We start from the raw sequence: 23,877 nt of genomic DNA, 5'->3' as shown, positions 1-23,877 counted from the left end.
CCGGACGGGCCCATGCGCGCACGCCGGGGCAAGGGCTGGGCAGGATTTCAGGATGCTACGCATGGTCCAGATACTCCAGAATGTGTTTGGCCACATTGCCAGCAAGACCGGGAGAAAGCATGCTCTCGTGCGTCCCCTCGGTCCACCGCAGCGTGATGTTTTCCGGCCGCAAGAAGCGGCTCCACCCCTGATGGTCGTCATCGGGCACGATATGCTGATTGCCCGTGAAATCAAGGGCGCGCACCAGCAGCACGCGCAGGTCCGACGGCGTGGGCCGGTCGTAGCGTGCCGCCGCGATGGCGTTGCCCCGGTAGGTGCGCAACAGGTTGTCCATCTGCACGGCGCTGAACCCTTCGGGCAGCAGCCCGGTGCTTTCGCCGCGCCGGACGAGATAGGCCAGCTTTTCCTCACGCGGGAGCGAGCGCAACACGGCCTCGTCAAAGGGCAGGGTGTCCTGCATCAGATGCTTCAGCAATTCCACGTCGTCCTTGGCTGCCTCGCGCATGGCCCGGCGGTTGTCCGCCACGGAATCCAGTATCAGCACGGGCCCCGGATCATTGCCCATGGCCGCGTACCGGCATGCGGCCTCGTAGGCCACCAGCCCGCCGAAGCTCCACCCCCCGAAGACAATGTCCTCCGTCTCGGCCTTCAGGATCTCTCCCAAGTAGTATTCGGCAAGGTCTTCCACCCGGTGCAGTTCGGTGTTCAGCGCCGTTTTTTCCGCGCTGAACCCCGCCGCCTCCACGGCGTAGACCGTGCAGGCCCCGCCCAGCGTCTCCGCCAGGTGGCTGTAGCAGAACACGCTGCCGCCCACCGGGTGGAACAGGAACAGGTTCTTCCCCCCTTCGCGGCGGCACAGCCGGATCACCGGGCCGTTCCGCGTGCCCCCCTTGCCCGCGATCAGCCCCGCCAGCAGGGCTATGGAGGGGTGGGTGAACAGTTCGTTGACGGCCACGTGGACGCCCAGTTCCTTTTCCACCATGGCCGCCAGCCGGATGGCCATGATGCTGTTGCCGCCCAGGCTGAAGAAGCTGGCGTCGGCGTCCGCCACGTCGGTGCCCAGAAGGCGCTTCCAGATCGCCGCCAGCCGTTCCTCCATGTCGCCCTCGGGCCTGCGGCCCTCGACCATGCGCCTGCCCGCAAGCGGCGATGGCAGCGCCTTGCGGTCCACCTTGCGGTTGACCGAAAAGGGCAGCTCCACCATGGGCACGTAATGGGCGGGCACGCAGTACGACGGCAGCTGCCCCTCCAGATAGGCGCGCAAGGCGGCGGCATCCACGTCGCCCACCACGTAGGCGGCAAGGCTCTTGCCTTCCTGCGCGCTGAAGGTGTCGGCCACCACGGCCACCTGCCGCACCCCCGGAAAGCCGGCGATGGCGTTTTCCACTTCGCCGATCTCCACGCGGTTGCCGCGTATCTTCACCTGCTGGTCCTCGCGCCCGGCGTAGTGCAGCAGCCCGTCGCGAACGTGGCCGTAGTCGCCCGTGCGGTAGCAGGGCCGCCCCTCGGCGGTGACGAAAGCCCCGGGGCTTTCGCCGTTCAGGTACCCGCGCGAAACCCCGGCCCCGGAAATCCACAATTCGCCTGTCACGGAATCGGGCAGCGGCTTGCCGTCCCTGTCGCGGATGGTCACCTCCACGCCCGCCAGCGGCCTGCCGATGGGATAGGCGGAATACGCGGCATGGTTGCCGTGATCAATGCGGAACGCGCTGCTGTCCACGGTGCATTCCGTGGGGCCGTACACGTTGAACAGCACCACGGCCTCGTTGCCGGGAATGGCGTAGAACTTGCGGATGGCGTCGGGGCGCAGCACCTCGCCCGCCAGCAGCAGCCGCGCCATGGGCAACGGCTCGCGCCGGGCGTGCAGATGCTCCACCAGCACGTTGAAGAAGGCCGGGGTCATGTCGCACAGGTCCACCCCGTGCCTGCGCACGCTTGCGCAGAACCGCTCCGGGCTCTTGCGGGCCTCGTCTGACATGACGTGCAGCGGCTTGCCGCAGAACAGCGACACCGCCAGCTGCTGGATGGATGCGTCGAACGACAGCGGGGCCACCAGCGCCGCCTTGCGGCAGCCGCTGGAATATTCCCGCAGCGCAGCGATGATGTGCAGCAGGTTGCGGTGTTCCACCACCACGCCCTTGGGCATGCCGGTGGAGCCGCTGGTGTACACGATGTACGCGGCCTGTTCCGGCGCGACGGCGGGCAGTTTGGGGGGCGGCAGTTGCCGGGCGTGCTCCATGCCGTAAAGGGGGCGTTCCGTGGGCTGGGCAGTCGAGGCAGTCGGACCAATCTGGCCAGTCGGGACGTCCGAGGCCGCCGGGTTCCCCCTGCTGATAACCACGTCGTAGCAGTGGGCGACGTCGCGGTGTGCCGCGTCGTGCCGGCAAACGGAAACCCGCACCGGCACGGGGCTGTGCGCCGCCCATTCGACAAAGAATCGCTCGGGGACGAACAGCTCCGCCCCGGAGTCCAGGCGCAGCAGCCCGGCGCTCTCGCCGGTCTGCCCCGCGTGCTCCACCAGCGCCGCCCGAAAGGCGTCCCTGCCGTCCAGGTCGCGCACCGCGCCGACGAAGAGCGTGCCGTCGTCGGCCAGCAGCCGCAGGGCGTGGTCCAGCACCCGCCGCAGGTAGTTGTAGCCGGGAAAGTTCTCCGCCACCCCGTTCAGGCAGACGAGGTCGTACTCCACGCCGGACAGGAAGCAGATGTCCACGGCCTCCATCTGGTGACCCTTCACCACGGTGGACGCGCCCAAACACCCGAGCCGGTCCAGCTCGTTGCGCGCGATATCCACGGCGGTGTAAAGCTCCGCCACACCGGCCAGCGCCCCGGCCACCGCGCCGGAACCGCAGCCCACGTCCAGCACCCGCCTGCGGGGCCTTTCCGCCAGCCCGGTTGCGGCAAGAATGCCAGCCGCCATGCCCGCCAGCATGTCGCCCGGCAGCGGCTGCCCGTCGAACCAGCTTTTCCAGCCCAGGTCGCTGCCCGCCTCGGTCACGCCCTCCCAATAGGCGGTGCTGCCAAGCCCCGTGCCCTTTTCCAGAAAACCGTCGGTGCCCGCAAGGTCGATGCACAGCACGTCCCGAATGCCGGGATTGCGGTAGCGGTAGTATTCCGCCTCGCGCAGGCATCGGCTGTCGGTGACTATCATCCTGACCGGCCGCAGCATGGCCTCCTGCCGTGCGGGCGAAAGGTCGCGCTCCACGGGCACGTACACCGCGCCCGCCCGCAGCACGCCAAGCGCCGCCGCCAGATAGCGCGCCCCCCGCTCGCACAGGACGCCCACCGCCGCCTCGGCCCCATAGCCCCGCGACAGGATGAAGCCCGCGATGGTGGCGGAGAACTCGTCCAGCCTGCCGAAGCTCAGCGACGTAACGTCATCGGTCAGGGCCACGCCTTCCGGATTGCGCGACACCATGTCGCGGAACAGGGCCTCCAGGGTGGGCGCATCGCCCGGCGCGCCGGGCCTGCCGGGCGTATCGGACGGGGCCGCCGCCATGGCGGTGGGGTCGAGCTTGAAGTCGGAGAGTTTCATCATCAATTTCCCTTGGCTGCCCCATCCAGAAAGAGCACGTAATATTCCAGCCAGTTCCCGGCCGTTTCGGCAGCGAGGGACTGGGCGTCGTGGTCGAGCCGCACGGTGATGGTGCCGCCGTCATCCCGCACGCGGCACACCAGATCATGTTCGCCTGGGTTTCCGCCATGGCCGGGCGCCAGCGACGCCCCGGCCTCATCCCCGTCCCACAGGAACGCCACGCGCGGGAACGAACTGCCGGAAGCCCGGCCCGGTTCGCCATCGTCGGGCGCAACCCGCGCCTCCTGCCCGTTGCCCAGGAGTTGCGCGTGGGTATGGGCAAGCAGGTCGCCGAACTCCGTCTCTTCGTCGAGAAGGAACCGCACCGGGCCGCATGACGCCACGTCCACCACGAACTCCTGCCGCGCGGTCACCCGGCCGAGCAGCACCGCGAAGGTGGCCAGCATGACCGAGGCGGCGGAAGCGCCCATGCGCGCGGCAAGCCCGCGGATGCCCTCGCGCAGTTCCCCGCCCAGTTCGCGCACCACCGAAGCGAGGGCGCACGGCGCCAAATCGGAAGCGGGACCGGGAGCGGGGCCGGGAACGGGACGCGCTGGCGGCGCATGGGTGAACCGCACGGGCTCGTCCGCCGGGCCAGTGGTCATCAACTCCAGTATCCGCGTGAGGTCTTTCCCCATGCGCACGACGTCGTCGTGGCTGAACAGGTCCGCGTAGTATTCCAGCGCGAAGCCGATGGCGCTGCCCGTGTCGCTGGCGAAGATGGAAAGATCGGTCTTGCTGGCGTGCTTGCTGAACCGCATCGGTTCGAACATCTGGACGCCCTCCGCCGCGAACTCGAAGTTCATGTACGACAGGATCACTTCCGACAGCGGCGACCGGTCCAGGCACACCGGCGGCTTCAGGTCGGCCAGCAGGTTGCCCAGGATGTAGCCGCGATGGCGCAGCGCCTCGTTGCTGGCCGTGCGGGTATCCCGCAGCAGCGCGCCCAGCGGCTTTGCGCCGTCCACGCGCAGCCGCAGGGGCAGCAGCGAGGCCAGCATGCCCGCCGTGTTCAGGTGCTCGTCGCGGCTGTCCACGGATATGGCGATGACGAAGTCGTCGTCGCCCGTGCGGGCGTGGACCAGCAGGCTCCACGCCGTGAGCACCACGTGGTAGTTGGTCGCGCCCTCGCGCCGGGCCAGGTCGCGGATGCCCGCCACCAGTTCCCCGGGCAACTCGAACTCGTACATGCCGCCCCGGTTGGTCTGCACCGGGGGGCGCGGGTACGCGGCGGGCAGGTCGAGCTTCGGCAGGCCGTCGCGGTACAGCGCCAGCCAGTAGGCCTTGTCCTGCGCATTGGACTGCGTGAACTGGCGCCACGCGAAATCCTTCTGCTGGGCGCTCACCGGCTCCAGCGGCAGCCCGTGATACAGGCGGTAGAGCTCCGCGTTGAGCAGGGATATGGTCCTGCCGTCGGCGAGGGCATGGTGGACGTCGTAGAACAGGACGTGTTCGCCGTCGTCCAGCGTCAGCAGGCGAACCCGGAAACCGCCCTCCTTCTTCAGGTCGAAGGGGGTGATCAGGGCATCCTTGTGCGCCAGGTCCGGCAGGCGCGTTTCTTCCAGGGTGAAGCCCGTGTAGGGGTGGATGACCATGTTGGGGTGCTCGGCCTCGAAGTCGCGGAACGAGGTCCGCAGCACCTCGTGGCGCTGCACCAGCGCGCCGATGGCCGCTTCCAGCCGCCGCCTGTCCAGGTCGCGCGGCAGCTTCAGGAAGGCCGGAAGGTTGAAGCCGAGGTGACCTTCGCTCAGCATGTCCGCGTACAGGATGGCCAACTGCTCGCGGCCCACGGGGTAGGCTTCGCGCGCCGGGGCGGGCTGCAGGCCCCGCGCCGCCGGGGCGGCCCGCCTGCGCTCGGCCAACACCTTGTCCACGAAGTCGCCCAGGCTGTCGCTTTCCAGCAGGTCCACCACGCTGGCCTTGATGCCCAGCGCCTGGTCCATGCGGCTGACGATGCGCGTTGCGGCAATGGAATCACCGCCCAGGTCGAAGAAGTCGTCCTCACGGGTCAGTTCCGCGTCGTAGCCAAGGCAGTCGCGAAATATTTCAAGCAGTTGCGCTTCCTGCTCCCCATCCGGCGCTGCGGCCATATCCGGTGCGCCGGACGCGGGCTGCGGTTCCGCTGCCGGGCCCGATGCGGGGGCGACCCCGACAAGGGTGGCCAGGGGATGGTCGGCCGCGCCCTCGCCGGGCATGGCCACCACCACGAGGTCCGAACCGCTGGCCAGCGCCCCAGTAAGCACGCCCAATGCCTGTTCCGGGGCCAGGGTGAACGCGCCCCGGTCCGCCCCGTGGCGCGCGGCCATGCCCACGTCCGCCCAGGTGTTCCAGCAGATGGCCAGGGCAGGCAGCCCCAAGCCCTTGCGATACCGCGCGAAGGCGTTCAGGAAGGCGTTGGCCGCCGTGTAGTCGCACTGCCCCGGCGCGCCCGTGAGGGAGGTGCGGGACGAGGCCAGCACGAAGAAGCGCAGGTCGTCGCCAAGGGTCTCGCGGTGCAGGTTCCACGTTCCGGCAACCTTGGGGGCCAGCACCGCCTCGTAGGCTTCCCGGCCCTTGGACAGCAGGTAGCCGTCGCCCGCCACCCCGGCGGCATGGATGACCCCCTGCACGGGGCCGACCTCGCGCCGGATGGCGGCGAATGCGGCCGCCACCTGCCCGGAGTCCGTGACGTCGCAGCGGTAGGCGGCGAAGGGCATGTCCGCCGGGACTTCGCCCCTGCGGTGCAGCAGGGCCACGCGGACGCCGGTGGCGGCGTGCAGTTGCCGCGCCAGGGTCAGGCCCATGCCGCCAAGGCCGCCGGAGATCACCACGCACCCATCGGGCGCAAGGGCGGGGAATGCCGCGCCCTGTGCCCCAGACGTGCCAGTCTCGCCAGTCGGGCCAGTCGCGCCCAATGCGTTCAGCCGCCGCACCCGGACGTTCCCGTCGCCGTCGATGCGGTACGGCCCGTCGATGCGGCCAAGGCTGTCCATGAACGCGCGCACCGGCTCGGGGGCAGCCGATGTCAGATCCACATGGGCGCAGGAAATGCGCGGTTCTTCCTGATGCAGGCACAGCAGCGGCCCCAGCAGCAAGGCGTGTTCGGGCGCGCCCCCGGATTGCGGCAGCCCCCCCCCGCCCACCACGGTGACGCGCAGGGGAGCCCGCAGCCGGGCCCGGCACAGTTCCTGTAGCTGGCTGCAGAAGGCCCAGTGATCGTCGTCCGCCGCAGGCAAGTAGACGATGTGGTCAATGCCCCGGTCCAGTATCTCCCCGGCCAGGGCCTGCCGTTCTTCAGGCCGCGCGGGCAGTTCCCGCCGCAGGCAGGCGCGCGTAGCCAGGGCCTCGCAAAGTTCGCCATCGCCCCCGCCCAGCAGCATGAGCCCGCCATCGTCCGTGGGCGACGCTGCCGCGACGGGGGGCAGGTCGGCCCTTGTCCATTCCACGGAATACAGTTCCGGCTCCGGCCGTGCGTCCGGCTCGTCCCGTTCCGGCCGGGCCTGCGCCAGCGCCAGGAACACTAGGTCGTCCATCTCCAGCACCACGTTGCCGGAAAGGTCGGCCACCGTGCACCGCGCCGTGATCATGCCCGGCTGCCGTTCGGTGATGCCCACATGGGCGAATGCCCTGGCGGGCAGCGGCCGGTACAGCCGCACCGCGCCGCATCTGGCCGGGACGAAGCCGGAAACGCCGTGCAGGGCCAGGCTGGCGGCCACGTCGACCATGGCCGGGTGCCAGCGGAAGGTATGCAGGTCGTGCCGGTATGCGTCTGGCAGGGCCAGTTGCGCCAGCAGCCGGTCGCCCCCGTCCGAAATCCACAGCGCCTCGCGGCACAGCCAGCGCCCGCTGATGCTGACCAGCGTCTGTGCGCCCCGCGCCTCGAAGGGACGCAGGCCCGCGCGCAGGGCCGCCATGTCCAGCGCAGCGGGGGGCGCGGCGGGCCGCACGGGCTCTGCATCGCCCACGGTGGCGCTTGCCGCCACGCTCCAGGCCCCGTCGCGCAGGTGGTGCAGTTCCACCGAGTGCCCGTGGTCGCGCCGCTCCACGACCAGCGTGGCCCGGCTGCCGTCGGCCATGGTCACCGGGCTGCGCCAGCGCAGGCTTTCGATGCATAGCGGCAGACGGTCCACGGACTGGCCTCGATCAATGGCCTTGCCCCGTTCGACGGCCTTGGCAATGATGTCCAGCATGCCCATGCCCACCAGCGTGGGCACGCCGTTCAGGCAATGTTCCGCCACGGGCCAGAAATCTGGCCGGTCCAGCGACAGGGCAAAGGCGCTGCCCGTGGGCGTCTGCACGGGGCCGGACAGGAATGCCGAGGCGAACCGGGGCCACAGCGGTACGCGCGTGAACGGCGTGGCGGGCAGGTGCACCCGGTGCAGGGGGCGATCGGCAGGCCATGCCAGCCGCTGCCCGGCCAGGAACGCCCGCGCGGCCTCGTCGGCCGCCTCACGCGTGGCATGGACGGTGGGCGCGGCCCCGGCCGCTGCTGCGGCGGCGCCCACCGCCTGCCGTGCGTGGCAGGTGACCGGCGTGATGCCGCCATCCAGCGCATCCAGCAGCTCCTGCCGGGTGCGCGCCACCACCACGGCCCGCACGTCCAGATGGTCGCGCCCGGCCGCCAGCGTGGCGGCAATGGCGTGCAGGGGCCAGTGGGGGTTGCGGGCCACCGCGTCCCGCACCGCGCGGCGGTATGCCAGCAGGTCGGCCTCGCTCTGGGCGGAAAGCGGCGCGCAGCACCATGCGCCGTCGCCATCCCGCGGCACGGCCCCGCGCTCGTGCCCGGTCCCATCGTGTTCGGCCAGCCTGGGCTTGTTCGGCCAGGGCTCGCTCAAAATGACGTGGGTGTTCACCCCGCTGAGACCGAAGGAACTCACCCCGCACCGCCACGGCCGGTGCGCCTCGGGCAGCGGCTCCAGCGTTTGCGCCACGCGCACGGGCGCGGCGTCGAAGTCGATGTGCGGGTTGGGCCGGGTAAAGTGCGGCTGCGGCGGCACGAGGCCCTTTTTCAGGCACAACACGGCCTTGGCCAGCCCCACTGCCCCGGCGGCGGCGTCCAGGTGGCCCAGGTTTCCCTTCACCGAGCCGATGGGAATCTTGCCGCGCGGATGCGCCCCCTCGCGGGCGAAGGCACGGGTCAGTCCCTCGATCTCCACCGGGTCGCCAAGCACGGTGGCCGTGCCATGCGCCTCGAAAAGGCTGATGTCTTCGAGCTCCACGGATGCGTTGCGGGCCGCCAGCGTGATGACCTCGGCCTGCGCGCCGGGATTGGGGGCGGCCATGCTGGACGACCTGCCATCCTGGTTCACCGCGCTGCCCGCGATGACGGCGTGGATGGCGTCGTGGTCGCGCAGGGCGTCATCCAGCAGCTTGAGCACGAACACCGCCGCGCCTTCGCCCGCGCCCACGCCGTCGGCCTCCGCGTCGAAGGTGCGCGTGCGGCCCGAGGCGGCCTCTATGGTGAAGGTGCGGTCGGCCTTCACCGGCAGGTCGATGAGGTGCACCCCGCCCGCCAGCGCCACGCAGCTTTCACCGGCGCGCAGACTGTGGCAGGCGTCGTGCACGGCCTTCAGCACCGACGAGCAGGCGGTATCCACGGTGGCCGCCGGGCCGTTCCAGTCCTTCAGGTAGCTGAGCCGCGCCACCACGTTGGAGGGCACGTTGAGCAGGTAGATCTGCTCCGCCTGGTCGGGAAAGGACCGGCTTACCGCGTCCTGGAACAGCCGGTAGGGGCTGGCCCCCACGAAGGCGCCCACGTTGCGCCCTTCCAGCGCCGAACCGCCGTAGCCCGCGTCGTCCAGGGCCTGCATGGCCGTTTCAAGGAACACGCGCTGCCTGGGGTCGAGCAGGGCCGCATCGCCGGGCGCAAGGCCGAACCGCTTGTGGTCGAAGGAGGACACGTCGGAAAGGTACGCCGCCTCGCGCAGCCGGGCCTCGTCGAAGGGGAAGCCCACGGCCTCGAATACCTGCCGCACCTCCCGCCGCCGCGCTTCGGGCAGCGGTACGTTCAGGTCCGCGCCGCTCGCCAGGTCCTGCCAGAAGCGTTCGGTGTCCGCGTGGTCGCCAAGGCGCACGGCCATGCCGATGATGGCCACCGGGGCATCGGGCGCGGCCTTGGCGGAACGGGGCCGGACTGCGCTTCGCGTCTGGGCGATGTACGCCGCCTGCGCCCGGATGGTGCTTTCCGAAAACAGCCCCGCCAGCGTGAACACGCCCGGCCAGCGCTGGTCCAGCAGCCCGTGCAGCCGGACAAGCAGCAGCGAATTGCCACCCGCGCCAAAAAAGCCGATGTCCGGGTCCCGCACGTCCACTTCCGGCATCGTCTGCCGCCACAGGGCGCGCACCTCGTCCAGCAGCGGGACTTCCGACGCGTTGCCGACGGCACGCGCGGCGGGCAGCAGCGGCGCGCCCGCCAGCCGCCCCCGGTCCGCCTTGCCCGACGGGGTCAACGGAATGTCGTCCACGACATGGAAGCGCGAGGGACACATGTATTCGGGCAGGCTGGCCGCCAGCGCGGACCGGATGTCGCGGAACGTCAGTTCCGCCCCGGCGCGCGGCAGCAGGAAGGCTTCCAGCGCGTCGTACCCGCCGATGCGGCAGGTGCGCGCCACCGCCTGCGCAACGCCGGGGCAGCGGGCCAGCGCAGCCTCCACCTCGCCGAGTTCGATGCGGTGGCCGCGAATCTTGACCTGGTCGTCGTTGCGGCCAAGGTACTCCATGTTGCCGTCGGGCAGCCACCGGCCAAGGTCGCCGGTGCGGTACATGCGCCCGCCGGAGAAGGACGGATCCGCCACGAAGGCGCGTTCCGTCAGGTCCGGCCGGTTGGCATAGCCCCGCGCCACCTGCACCCCGCTGATCCATATCTCTCCGGCAACGCCCGGCGGCACCGGGCGCATCCGGGCGTCCAGCACGTGCAGCCCGGTGTTGCTGACGGGCCTGCCGATGGGCACCCCATGGGGGGGCGTTTGCGCGCACGGGTACCACGAAACGTCGATGGTGGCCTCCGTGGGGCCGTACAGGTTGTGCAGTTGCGCGCGCAGCAGCGCGTTGAACCGGGCCACGAGATCGCGCGGCAACGCCTCTCCGCTGGTGAACACGTAACGCAGGGTCGAAATCCTGGACGTTTCGCCCGGAAAGGCTTCCAGGTAGTCCAGAAACGCCCGCAGCATGGACGGCACGAAGTGCAGCACCGTGACCTTGCGCGCGTGGATGGCCTCGACGATGCGGGCCGGATCCTTCTCCCCTTCCGGTTCCAGCAGCGCAAGCCCGGCCCCGCACCACGACCACCAGAAGAGTTCCCAGACGGACACGTCGAAGGACACGGTGGTCTTCTGCAACACCACGTCGTCCGGCCCGATGGGAAAGCGCGACTGCATCCACAACAGGCGGTTGCACAGGCTGCGGTGCTCCACCTGCACGCCCTTGGGCCGCCCTGTGGAGCCGGAGGTGAAGATGACATAGGCCACGGAATCCGGCGCGACGCCGCCCCGCCCGGCTGGTCCGGCAGGCGGCAGCCCGCGCGGGACAGGTGTGTACGCGTCCGGTGCTAACGTGTCCGGCACAAGCACCCGCCCCCCGCACCCGTCGAACGCGGACGCGAAGCGCGGGTCGCAGATGACCACGGGCGCTCCGAGGTCTTCGAGCATGGCGCGCAGCCGCGCGGCGGGCAGGCCCGGCGCAACGGGCACATACACGGCCCCCAGGCGCAGCACGGCGAAGATGCTCACCATCATGTCCAGCGACCGCTCCAGGCAGACGCAGGCATGGTCGCCGGGCGAGACGCCCTGCCCGGCCAGCCAGGCGGCCGTGGCCGCGATCCGGGCGTCGAATTCCGCGTAGTTGCACACCTGCCCGTTGGGGGCGATGATGGCCGCATGGCCCGGCGTGCGGGCCAGCTGTTCGCGGAACAGGCTGTCCGCGTCCCGCTCGATGTCGAAGACTTCCGCCGTATCGTTGAAGCGTTGCAGTTGCCGCAGTTCGCGTTCCGGCATCAGGTCCAGCGCGTGCAGGGGGACGCCCACGAACGAGCCACCGGACGCGCCGTCGCCGCGCAGCACCGCGTCCAGCAGGGTGGACAGGCGCTCGCACAGGTTGCGCGCGGTGGCGGGGGTGAACAGGTCCGTCCGGAATTCCAGATGCACTTCATAGGCATCGGGTTCCATCTCGCGGAAATAGAAACTGAGGTCGAACTTGCTGTGGCGGTGCGGCAGCGGCAGGGACCGCATGCGCAGGGGCTCCTGCCCGTAGTCGTGCCAGGTGGCGTCTTCCAGCGCCACGAACACGTCGAACAACGGATTGCGCGAGGTGTCCCGCTCCACGCCCAGCGCATCCACCAGTTTTTCAAAGGGGTACGACTGCGCGGCCAGGGCGCGGCGGAACGCCGCGTCCACGGCGCCGACCAGTTCGTCGAAGCTTCCGTCCGGCCGCAGCGGCATGCGAATGGCCAGAGTGTTGACGAACAGGCCGATCATGCCCTGGGTATGTCCCAGTTCCCGGTTGGCGGCGGGGCAGCCCACGATCAGGTCGTCCTGCCCGGTGTGGCGGTGCAGGAACGTGCCCACCAGGGCCAGCAGCACGGGGAACAGCGTGGTGCCCGCATCGCGCGCGCGGGCCTTCAGCGCGCGGCCCCGCGCCGTGTCCAGCCGGAACACTTCCACCCCGCCCGCAAGCCCCTGCACGGCGGGCCGGGGGAAGTCGAGCGGCAGGCGCAGCCGTTCCGGCAGGGGCAGCAGCGCGTCCTTCAGCGCGGCCAGTCCCGCGGGTTCCCGCTCCCGTTCCCACGCCACATGGCTGAGGTAGTCCGTTTCCTGCGGCGGCCATGCGGGCCGATCACCGCGCAGCACCGCCGCGTAGGCCTCGTTCAGTTCCCGCAGCAGGATTTCCGCCGACCAGCCGTCGAACACGATGTGATGCACGCTGAGCAGCATCACGCAGCCGGATGCGCCCTCGCGGAACAGCGTCACCCTGGCCAGCGGCGCGTCGAACCCGAAGTCCATGGGGGCCAGCTCAAGGTCCTGTTCCGTGCACGGGCCGTCGCGCAGTTCCAGCTTCAGGCCGCCAAGCGGGGCAAGGCGCTGTTCCGGTGCATGGGCGGAAACGCGCAGACGCAGCGCGTCGTGGCGGCCTTCCAGCAACAGCAGGGCCTGTTGCAGCGCGTCCGCGTCCACGTCGCCGGGCAGCCGTGCCGCGAAGGGAATCTGGTAGATCCGGCCGTCCTCGTGCAGCCGCTGCAGAAACCAGATGCGCTGCTGGGCCGGAGACAGGGGGTGCACCCCTTCCGTGTCCACGCGCGGAATGCGCGCCGCCGCACGGGCCTCATTCGGCCCAATGGAAGGGGCTTCGCCGTGCGAAAGATCCCGGATGCGCGCCGCCAGTTGTCGGGGGCTGGAGTGGGAAAGGATGTCGTCGATGCCCACCTTCACGCCCAGCCGCCTGCCCAGCAGGGCCATGACTTGCATGGCCGACAGGCTGTGGCCGCCCAGCGCAAAGAAGTCCTCATCGGGGGTCACCACGCCGCGCCCCAGGACTTCCGCGTAGACGCTCCGGACTGTTTCTTCCAGCCCCTCATCCGTGTGCGGACGGGACGGCGCGGCGGCCATCCCGCGCGTCAGGCCCTGCGGCGCAGGCGCGGAAGATGCCCGTTCGGCATCCGCCAGCCCGGCATCCGCAGGAACGGCAACGCCGGAAGATGCCCCGTCCGAAGACGCCACATCCGAAGCGGGCACGGCGGCCACCACCGCTTCCAGGGTCCGGCAGGAAACGTCCCGATCCCCGCCCACGGCGCGCAGGGCGGCGTGCAGCCTGTCCCGCAGGTTCTCCACGTCCGACCGGGCCAGCACGGCGGGGTCGTACAGGAAGCGGAAGCGCAGCTCCGCACCGGGAATAACTGTGATGCCAAGGGGATAGGGAATCTTCTCGTAACCCCGCACGTCCAGCAGTTGCACGTCGGCCCCGCCGAAGGGCGCATCCGCCGGATAGTTCTCGAAGACCATCAGGTGATCCAGCAGGTTGCGCCCCATGGCGGCAAGAGGCAGGTACCCGTGCCGCATCTGCCCCAGCCCCTGTTCGCGCAGGTCGGCCAGCAGGCTGGCGAAGCCGTCGGCCTCGTTCCAGCGCGCCCGCAGGGGCAGGGTGCGGATGAACAGCCCCACGGCCCGGTCCATGCCGTCCACTTCCGCGGGCCTGCCGGAGGTCACCACGCCGAACACCACGTCGCGGCGGTGTCCGTTGCGCACGCCCAGCACCACGGCCCACAGCGCCTGCGTCAGGGCCGACAGGGTGACCGCATGCGATGCCGCGGCCTGCCGCAGGGCGTCACCAAGCGGGACGTCCAGCGCCAGTTCCAGCGTTTCGGGCTCGCCGTCGGGCGACGAAACGACAGATGGCCCGCTTGACGCGGGGGCCACACCGGCCAGGGGGCCATACCCGTCCAGCAGCGCGGCCCAGTACTCCCGCGCCGCCTCCATGTCGAAGTCCGCCTGCCATCGTTCGTATTCCGCCAGGGCGAAAGGCGCGGGCAACGGCGGGGTGGGACGCCCGGAAAGGCTGCGGCAGGTAGCGAACAGTTCCCGCAGCAGCACGCCGATGCACCAGCCGTCCATGAGCAGATGGTGAAAGCACCAGCTCATGACCAGGGTGCGCGCATCCAGCCGGAAGAACTGGGCGTGCAGCAGCGGCCCGCGAGCAAGGTCGAATGCCCTGCCCCGCCGCTGCCGCACCAGGGCCTTGGCCTCCGCCCCGGCGGCGTCCGGGGGCAGGTGCGACAGGCAGTGGTATTCCGCGCCGGTCCGGGCGCGGCGCAGGGCCACGCGAAAGAATTCGCCGTGGTGCGGCATGGGGAACAGCGAACGCAGGCTCTCGTGCCGGTCCACCACGCGGTCCCATGCGGCCATGAGCCGGAATTCGTCCAGTTCGCCGCCAAAGTGGAACTCCACCTGCTGGGTATACACGCCGTCACCCGGAGCAAGGTGCTGGTACAGCATCGGCTCGTGGCTGGGGTCCGGCCGTTCGATGCGTTCGACATCCGCTTCCGTGCAGCGGCAGTCGGCAAGGATGGCGGCGCGCGTTTCGTCATCGACGGGCGGACTGTACGCCGGCAGTGTTCGCAGCGCCGCGGCCCAGCACTCCAGCAGTCCGGCGACCCACTCCGGGGCCAGCAGGTGCGGGCTGAACCACGCCAGCAGGTGCAGTTCGCCGCTGGCGTCGAACGATGCGGAAAGGTCCAGCGGGGCGTCCGGGCGGTAGCGGGGGTGCAGCAGGCCAGGAATTTCACCGGGGGCCGCCAGCGAGGGCAGCGGAACGATCCCGCCTTCTCCGGCATCGCCCACCGCCCCCAGATAGTTGAAGCCGATCTGGGCGGCGTAGCCGAACCGTTGGGGATCGGCGCGACGCAGGTACCCGTAGGCGTTGCACCCACGCGGGGTGAAGGCGTCGCGCAGCCACGGCAGCAGATGGCGGCGGGCCTGCGCGCCAGAGGCGGCGGGCGTCAGCGGCAGGGGGCAGACAGCGGTGAACCAGCCCAGGCTGCGGCTCAGGTCGCAGCCTGGGGCCACGCTGTCGCGGCCATGGCTTTCCAGAGTTACGAACACGGTGCTGTGCTGCCCCTGCCAGTGCAACGCCACCGCGAGCGCGGCCAGCAGGTCCGCCGGTACGGACCGGGTGTGCCCGGCGCGAAAGCCGCGCAGGCCCGCCCGGGCGGTCACACGCTCGGAGGCGATGTCCTGGCCGCCCGCGCCCGGGACGTCATCGGCGCCATTGGCAATTCCATGCGTTCGCAGGGCATTGAGGGGCGCGGCGGGGGTGCGGCACACGCCCGCCCAGAATTCGCGGTCCTCGGCGCTGGGAAAGGTTCCCTCCGCCACCAGCCGTTCCATGGCCGCCGAGCGGGCGGCAAGGCCGCAGCCCTCGACCATCCGCGAAACGCTCGCCCCGCTGACGAAGGCCCGCAGGTCGCGCAGCAGGATGTCCAGCGAGACGGCGTCCAGCACCAGATGGTGCCCCACCAGCGCCAGCAGCCGCGCCCCGTCGCAGTCCGCCAGCCCCGCGCCAAGGGTGTGCCCCGTTTGCGGGTCCAGCCCGGCCGTGACCTCTCGCACCAGATGGCGCAATGCATCCACCCGCGAGGTTCCGTGCGGCATGTCGCAGCGCCGCAGCGTCACGGGCCGGGGTTCCGCCAGCGCTTCCGCCCCGCGCGGCGAGAAGGCCAGGCGCAGGGCCTCGAACCTGCCGGGCAGCGTTTCCAGCCACGCCTGCACCGTCTCCGGCGCGATGGACGGATCCAGTTCCAGCGGCAGCAGCATGTGGAACGCGGTCCAGTGGTCGGGGTGGTCACGCAGCAGGGCCTGCTGGATGGGCAGCAAGGGCGCCATCTGGCCCGCCTCCAGCGGGGGGTGGGCAATTACTCCGGAGGCGGAGGCAGCGGCCGCGTCCCCGGCGTCCGGCTGGCCGCAATCCGCCCTGTCCAGCAACGCGCACAGGTCCGCAAACTTGGGCGTGCGCAGGAAATCGGGGGCGGACAGGACCGTCACGCCGCTTCGGTGCAGCAGGCCCGTGATCTGGATGGCCTTGATGGAATCGCCGCCCGCCCGGAAGAAATCGGCCGCGTCCACGGCTTCGGCGTGCAGTATCGCGGCCCAGGCCTGGGCCAGCGCCTCGCGGGGGCCGGATGGCGCGGACCCGCCCGCGACCGTGGTTACCATGGCATCAGGCAAGCCTGCGTGGGGTTCAACGTCGCAGGACCGCGCGGCAAGGGAAAAGATGGTCGCGCCACCGGCGTCCGCCATGCCGCCATCACCAAGCGCGGACGCCATGTCCCGCAGCAGCGCCGCGAGCAGTGCCGCCCCATCGTGGATGAAGCCCGCGTCGTGCTCCAGGATGATCCGCGAATCCTCCCCGGTGACCAGCGTGAAGCTGCCCGCAAGCTTGCTGGCCCGCAGTTGCAGGGGCAGCCGACGCAACGCCAGGCCCGGCCCCTGGCAGGGCTCCGCGTGGATATGGGTGGCCAGGAAATCGGGCATCGCCGGGATGTCGCAGTAACGGCCGTGCGCCACGGCCTCGCGCAGCTGGCGCGCCGTGGCCCTTGCGTCCTCCGCCATGTTCGCCGCCGGGGACGGCGCGAATCGCAGGGGCACGGTGTTCACGAAAAATCCCGCCGTGCGGAATTCCTCCTGCGTTTCGCGCAGGCCCACGGGCACGGCCACCAGCATCTCCGGCCTGTCGCAGGCACGGCACAGAAAACGCGCCAGCAGCGGGACGAAACAGGTCAGTTCCGTGGTGCCCGACCGCCTGGCCAGCCGGTCCAGCCCTTCGGCCAGCGCTGGCGGCAGGGCCATGTCGGTCATGGCCCCGATGCGCGCCGCGGATGTGGACACGGGGGGCACCGGCGGGGTGAGCATGGCCCGCCAGTATGCCGCATCGTCCCGGCAGGCGTCCGAGCGCAGGTATTCCGCCTCCCTGTGGCAGAACCGCGCCTGCACGGCCAGCGCGCCCTTCTCCGGCTGCCCTCCGCGCAGGTATTCCAGGGCGTTGCGCAACACGATGTCCAGGGTTTCGCCGTCACCCGCGATGTGGTGCACCACCACCAGCACCCGCAAACGGTCGCCCAGCCGGGCCACGGCCATGCGCACCGGCGGTTCGCGCCGCAGGTCGAAAGGGGCATGGATCTGCCCGTCGAGGAACGCCGTGGCCGCCGCCTCGTCCGCGAACGCCTCCTCCCGCACGGGGATGGCACCTTCGCCGCCACGCGCCAGGTGCGGGGCGTCGATGTCGCCGCCGATGGTGCAGCAAAGCAGTTCCTGGTCGCCCAGGGCCCGGCGCAGCGCATCCGTGAAGGCCCGCGCGTTCTCGCCGCCCACCTCCAGCAAAAGAGGCATGTTGTAGTCCACGGTGCCCTGGTTGGCCTGCTGGTACGCCCATATCCGGTACTGGGCGCGGCTGAGGGGCACCGTGGCGGATGGCGGCGGCGCTGCCTGTTCCCCGCGCTGGCGCAACATGGCCTCGACGTCGAACAGGGTTTCGCAGGCGACGAAGTCGCGAAAGGCCAGGTCCACGCCGAAAACCTTGCGGATTTCCTGCAACAGCAGCATGCCTTTCAGGCTGTTGCCGCCCTGGTCGAAAAAGTTCGCCTCCGGATCATACGTGCCGCCCATGGTCCGCTGGCAGGCATCCAGCAGCCGTTCGTCCACGGGGCGTTCTCGCCGCGGAGCCTGCACGGGGGCTTCCGCCATGCGGCGCAACGCGGTGCGGTCCACCTTGCCGGTCCGGGTCACCGGCATGGCATCCAGCACGTGCCAGAGGGTTGGCACCATGTACGGCGGCAGGTTGGCCCGGCTCCAGCGGGCCACGGCTTCCTGCGTGGCGTCCGGGCGCAGCATCATGAACGCCGCCAACTCGGTCTGCCCGTTGCCGTCCTTGACCGCCAGGACCTGGGCCTGGCGCACGCCCTCGCAGCGCTCCAGCAGAAAGGCGACCTCGCCCAGCTCCACCCGGTTGCCCCGCACCTTCACCTGGTCGTCGGCGCGCCCCACCAGCAGTATCTCGCCCGTTTCGGACCACAGGGCCAGGTCGCCCGTGGCATAGGCCCTACTGCCGTCTTTGTCCGGCGTGGAGCCGGGCAGGGGCCGGAATCGCTGCCCGGTCAGTTCCGGGTTGCCGTGGTAGCCAAGGGCCACGCTGGCCCCCCCCACCCACAGCTCGCCCACCATGCCCGCCGGGCGCGGCCGTCCCGAGGAATCCAGAATGCAGACCACGCCGTTGGGGATGGGCCGCCCGGAACTGATCGGCAGGGCCTCGTCCGGGGCCACGCGCTTCATGGAGGCGCACACGCAGGTTTCGGTGGGGCCGTAGGCATTGAAGTACCGCAGCGCGCCCGCGTAGTGCAGCGCGTCGGCCGCCACAGGCGGCTCGCCGGCGGTGATCAGCACGCCCAGGCCGGGGAACGGTTCCCCGTCGAACAGGCGCAGGTACGACGGCGGAAAGGTGGTGACGGTAACCCCGTTGTCCGCCATGTATCCCTTCAAATCCCACGGCGCGTTGCGGTACGCGTCGCTGACCGGGTACAGGCAGGCCCCGGCATGCAGGGCCATGAACATTTCCGAGAGCGAGGCATCGAACACGGGCGGCGCGAACTGCAACACGCGGTCCTCCGGCCCCACCCCGAAGACCTCGATCTGCCCCTGAATCATGTTCACGAAGCCGCCGTGGGGGGCCAGCACGCCCTTGGGCCTGCCCGTGGAGCCGGAAGTATAAATGAGATAGGCGCCGTCTCCGGGGTCTGGCCCCAGGGGCGGCGCCACGGGGGGTGCCCCGGCGTAGGCGGCGTCATTGACATCAAGCGTCAGGACCGCCCCGGCATCGGCCACGATGTACGCAATGCGATCCGCCGGGGATTTCGGGTCCACGGGCAGATACACCGCCCCGCACCGCTGTATCCCCAGGATGATCTCCGGCAGGAGCAGCGCCCGCCTGGCCAGCACCGCGACGACATCGCCCCTGCCCACCCCCTGCCCGGCCAGCCACGCGGCGCAGCGCAGGGAGTTCTCGCGCAGCTCGGCGTACGACAGGACCGCCCCGTGCTCGTCGCGCACGGCATCGCGCCCCGCGAACGCTTCCGCCTTTTCGTCGAAGAGGCCGGGCATGGACCGCACGGGGTAGTGCCGCTCGTCGCCCCGTTGCCAGGCGCGCAGTTCGCCCGCCTCTTCCTCCAGCAGGTAGTCCAGCTGGGGCAGGTCCGCGCCGGAGGCCAACTGGCGCACCAGGTACTCCACGCGCCGCACGTACCGGTCCACGTCCCGCTCGCTGAAATGGTTGCGGCAACTGCGCACCGTCAGCGAAAGCCGCCGGGTATGGCATTCTTCCATGACCAGCGCGCCGAACAGGACGGGCTCATGCACGCTGTGATGCTGCACGGCCTCGCGAATGTGGAAATCGGGCGAGCCCTCGGGGGCGTTGGGCAGGTAATTGATGAACGTGTCGGCTATGTAGGCAAGATTCTTGTGGCCCAGGTTGCGCACGGCCAACTGGAACGGCGTGCGCGCGCGCCGGAAGAACGCGGCGCTCTGTGCCCCCACGTCGGCCAGCAGCGAGGCGAACGTCTCGTGCTGGCGCATGTCCAGCAGGGTGGGGGGCATGCAGATGTGCGCCCCCTGCCGCTTGCGGAACGCCTTGCGCTCGCCGAAGGCCAGGGGCGTCTGCACCACGATGTCCTTCTCGTCGCACATGTACGAAAGGACCAGCGCGTGCAACGCCGTGAACAGCCCGGCGGGGCTCACGCCGTATCTGGCCTGCAATTCCCCGGCCTGGCGCGAGGCGTCCTGTGCCAACAGGTACTTCTTGTAGCGAGTGTTCCCCAGCACGTCGGGGCGGCCCGGCAGGGCTCGGAAAATGCGCTTCTCTGGCAGCCGTTCCAGATGCTCTTCCCAGAACGCCATGTCCTTGGCGAAGCGGGACGAGGCGGCGTGCCCCGCATCTGCCCGGTATTCTTCGAGGCACGAGCAGCGCTCGTACGGACCCGGCGTGCGGCCTTGCGCAAGCTCGGTATACACGTCGGCCACGAACGCGGTGTGGTAGAAAAAGGCCAGGCCATCGAGCACGAGATGCGAGCTCTTGACCAGGTACAGGCTTTCCGACTCCCCCGTGCGCAGCAGGGCATAGCGCATCAGCGGGTTGTCCACGTGCTCTTCGAAAAAGGCGGCGGCATACTGTTTGGCGGCCTGTTCCGGGTTGGCGGCATCCCGCAGGTCCAGAAACCGGAAATCGATGTCGTCCCCCCTGTCGGGCACATCGGTTGCCGCGCCCACGATGAAGCACGGCTCGTCGCCATCCGCGCACAGCGTGGCTCCCGGCAGGGGGGTGTGCCGCAACACGATGCGTATGGCCTCTCGCAGCCGGTCCGGGCAGACTGCGTTGGCGATGGGAAAACTGCCCCTGATGGAGACCTCGGCATATTCCGACAGTGACGTCCGGCAGGCCAGCCAAAGTTCCTTCTGGCAGCCGGTAAGCGGAACAATCTCTTGCAGTCCGTCATCCATCATGGCGTCTTTCATGAACAACCTCTCTATGCCGCGAGAACTACCCCACCCCTCAACATGTTGGCAAGGTTAACCTATCACTTAAGGCTGTACCTGCCCCCCACCTATGCAGTATCTACACGGCAATGCGGGATGGTGAACGCTCACGGAGGAAAACCCTACCCTGCGGGCGCGCCATGCCCGCACGGATACGGCCGCGCCCCCACGCGCGTGGCGGGCATGCCCGGCCGGAAATCCGCGAGCAGACATCGGCTTGCCGCAGGCATGAACGCCCGCCACCCCGGCGACGGTCGCCGTCCCCGAAAGGCAACGCATGCCTGGCCCGATACCGCGCATCTCCCCGGCCATGCGGCGCACGCCGCCTGATGGGGGAGAGCGCCTGTTTTTTTGTCGCAGCACCCGACGCCACTGCATCCTTTGCAAATCCAGACACTCCTCGCACGACAACTCCACAGCGATGCGCTACCCTACGCCGAGTACAGGAGGATGCTGTAATGAATGGTGAAACGGATTGGTCGCGGCTCGATTGGAAGAAAGAGCTCGCCAACAATGTCGTAACCATTGACCAGCTCAAGGAATATGCGTCCTTCGGACCAGACGAGGAGATGGCGCTGCGCGAAGTCGCACACGTACACCCCGTAAATGTTCCCCGATATTACCTGAGCCTCATCGACAGGACGAACCCCGACGACCCCATCCGCCGCATGTGCTTTCCCAGCGCCGAGGAACTCGTCGTGGCCGGCGCCATGGGGGAAACCACGGCCGACCCCTACGGGGACGACAAGCACGACAAGGGCAACGGCGTCCTGCACAAGTACGATTACACGGCGCTGCTGGTCGTCACCGAATGCTGCGCCATGTACTGCCGCCACTGCTTTCGCAGGCGCATGGTGGGAAAACCAGACGGCCACCCCCCCAGGGATTTCGCCGGCGCGCTGCGCTACATTGCCGACCACCCGGAGATAAACAACGTCATCCTGTCCGGCGGCGACCCCCTGATGCTGTCCACCGCCGCCCTGCGCACCATGCTGACGGGCCTGGCGGACATCGAACACGTGGACTTCGTGCGGATCGGCTCGCGCACCCCGGTAACCTATCCGCTGCGGCTGTTCGATGACGGGCTGATCGACCTGCTGCGCGAGTTCGGCGAGCGCAAGGCACTGTACATCGCCACGCATTTCAACCATGTGCGCGAGATAACGCCCACCGCCACCGAAGCCATCCGGCGGCTGCGGCTCTGCGGCGCCACCGTGAACAACCAGGCGGTGCTGCTGCGCGGGGTCAACGACACCGCCGAAGACATCGTGGCGCTGATGAACGGCCTGCTCGGCATCGGGGTCAACCCGTACTACCTGTACCAGTGCATGCCCGTATCCCGCGTGCGCCACCACTTCCAGATTCCCCTGAAGCAGGGCGTCGACATCGTGGACGCGGCAAGGGCGCGGCTGAACGGCTACGGCAAGCGCTTCAAGTACATCATCGGCCATGACGTCGGAAAACTCGAAATCTGCGGCATGGTCGGGGACAATATCGTGCTCAAGCAGTTGCACGCCCGCTCCGGGCACGACGACCAGGCCTCGCGCATCATCATGCAGCAACTGGACGACAACGCCGGGTGGGTGACGCTGTGAACGGGCGCGGGCCGCATTCACCGGGTAGCGACGGGGCAGCCCCCCCCTTCGAAAGCCCGACTGTCGGGACCCGGCCAGGGCACCCCGTGGAGGACGCCGCGACCAGGCGGGGACCCACCACGCTGTTCTGCATTCCCCACGCAGGGGGCAGCGCCGCCTATTACACCCGGCTCGGCCAGTGCCTGCCCGCCACGGTCGCCTTCCGCCCCCTGGAACTGCCCGGCAGGGGCCGCCGCCTTCGCGAAGCGCCGCACACCAGCATGGAGGCGCTGACGCAAGACCTTTTCCACCACATCCGGCCCGTGGCGCAAACCGCTCCCTATGCCCTGTTCGGCCACAGCATGGGCGCGCTGCTGGCCCTGCAGTGCGCGGTGCGGGCGCGGGAAAGCGGCGTGCCGCTGCCCAGGGCGCTGTTCATCTCCGCCGCCTCGGCCCCGGGCTGCCAGGAACGCCCCCCGATCCCCCCGATGGCGTCACTGTCGCCCCGCCAGCTCTGGGAAAGCGTGGTGGACATGGGCGGCATACCGCAAGACATCGCCGCATCGGACGAATTTCGCCGATATCTGGAACCGGTCCTGCGGGCCGACATCACCGCGCTGGAAGACTGGCTGCCAGCGCCCATGAAACCGCTGCCCGTGCCCATCACCGTGTTCCGGGGGCACCAGGACGTCATTACCGACGACATGGCCCGCCAGTGGCAACGCCTGACCACGAAGGAACTGCGCATCCGCATCTTTCAGGGCGACCATTTCTACCTGCGCAACCACTGGGAAACCCTGGCGGACCGCATCGCACGGGCCTGCGAGGCGGCGGCGTGACATGGCGGACCCCCGGGCATTTTCCGCGTACCCCCTCCCAGCGGTGAACGACGCCACGCTCACCTGCGTGGGGGTGCGGCTTTCCGGAGACGCCACCGCGTGGATCAAGGCGGCGATGCCCTTCACCACGGCGCGGGAACGCACCCACGCCGGGCGCTTCGTGCACGCGCTGGACGCGGCCCGGCACCTGGTGGGCAGAGCCCTTGTGCGGCGCATGCTGTGGGCCGCCCAAGGGGGCGCATGGACAACGGATTTTCCCCGCACGCCATGGGGAAAGCCCACCTGTCCGCCAGACGGGCTGGGCGCTCCCCCGGCGCGGAACGCCATCGATTTTTCCATTACGCATTCCGGCGACATGGTGTGGGCGGCGTTCTGCCAGAAGGGGGCCGTGGGCATGGACGTGGAGCAGACGCGGCCCATCCCGGACATTGCGGAGCTTGCGGCGCAACTGCACCCGCAGGAATGCCGGCTGGTCCGCAGTCTGTCCGACCCGGAGCGCACCGAGGCCTTCTACCGCTGCTGGACGCGGAAGGAGGCCGTGCTCAAGGCGCTGGGCAGGGGGTTGAGCCTGCCGCTGCACGGCTTTCAGGTGCGCACGGAACGCGACGCGCAGGAGTGGCTGGTTTCGCTGCCGAACGCCGCCGGGCACGACCAGGCCGCCCGGCCCGCCCGGCCCGCCTGGCCCGCCGGATGGGAACGGGAGTGCGCGGCGTGGACCACCCGCGACATCGACGTGGGGCCGGGCTACCAGTGCAGCGTGGCGGCCAGCGCACCACACCTGCGCGTTGCGGCGGTTCTTCTGGAAAACGTCGGGGAATGCGGTGCGTGAAGCGTGCGCGCTGCCGCACCGC

5 protein-coding genes are annotated in these 23,877 nt (G+C 69.8%); 3 read left to right on the top strand and 2 right to left on the bottom strand.

The window, feature by feature from the left end:
• Window positions 1-55: 55 nt before the first annotated feature.
• Window positions 56-3,535: an alpha/beta fold hydrolase gene (locus RVX_RS00655; RefSeq protein ID WP_116307174.1), complete on the bottom strand. Its 3,480-nt coding sequence runs from the start codon at window positions 3,533-3,535 to the stop codon at window positions 56-58.
• On the bottom strand, window positions 3,535-20,592 hold the full coding sequence (locus tag RVX_RS00650; protein ID WP_420192392.1) for an amino acid adenylation domain-containing protein: 17,058 nt from the start codon (window positions 20,590-20,592) through the stop codon (window positions 3,535-3,537). Before RVX_RS00650 ends, RVX_RS00655 begins: the two co-directional genes overlap by 1 nt.
• A gap of 479 nt (window positions 20,593-21,071) precedes the next feature.
• Between RVX_RS00650 and RVX_RS00645 the strand changes: the two genes are divergently transcribed.
• The 3 genes from RVX_RS00645 to RVX_RS00635 all read left to right on the top strand — a co-directional run bounded on the left by RVX_RS00645 (window position 21,072) and on the right by RVX_RS00635 (window position 23,855).
• A complete protein-coding gene (locus RVX_RS00645) occupies window positions 21,072-22,208 on the top strand; it encodes a KamA family radical SAM protein (RefSeq protein ID WP_116307180.1) in 1,137 nt (378 codons plus the stop codon).
• Between the two features lie 86 nt (window positions 22,209-22,294).
• A complete protein-coding gene (locus RVX_RS00640) occupies window positions 22,295-23,026 on the top strand; it encodes a thioesterase II family protein (protein WP_172596626.1) in 732 nt (243 codons plus the stop codon).
• 1 nt (window position 23,027) lies between these two features.
• The gene (locus RVX_RS00635) at window positions 23,028-23,855 is read left to right on the top strand and encodes a 4'-phosphopantetheinyl transferase family protein (protein WP_116307182.1); all 828 of its coding nucleotides are present in this window, start codon (window positions 23,028-23,030) and stop codon (window positions 23,853-23,855) included.
• Window positions 23,856-23,877: the final 22 nt, after the last annotated feature.

It is taken from the genome of Nitratidesulfovibrio sp. HK-II, from assembly GCF_003402415.2.
In the GTDB taxonomy this organism is placed as follows: domain Bacteria; phylum Desulfobacterota; class Desulfovibrionia; order Desulfovibrionales; family Desulfovibrionaceae; genus Cupidesulfovibrio.
The sequence above is the reverse complement of the archived record's forward strand: the minus strand, read 5'-3'. Positions and strand labels throughout refer to the sequence as shown.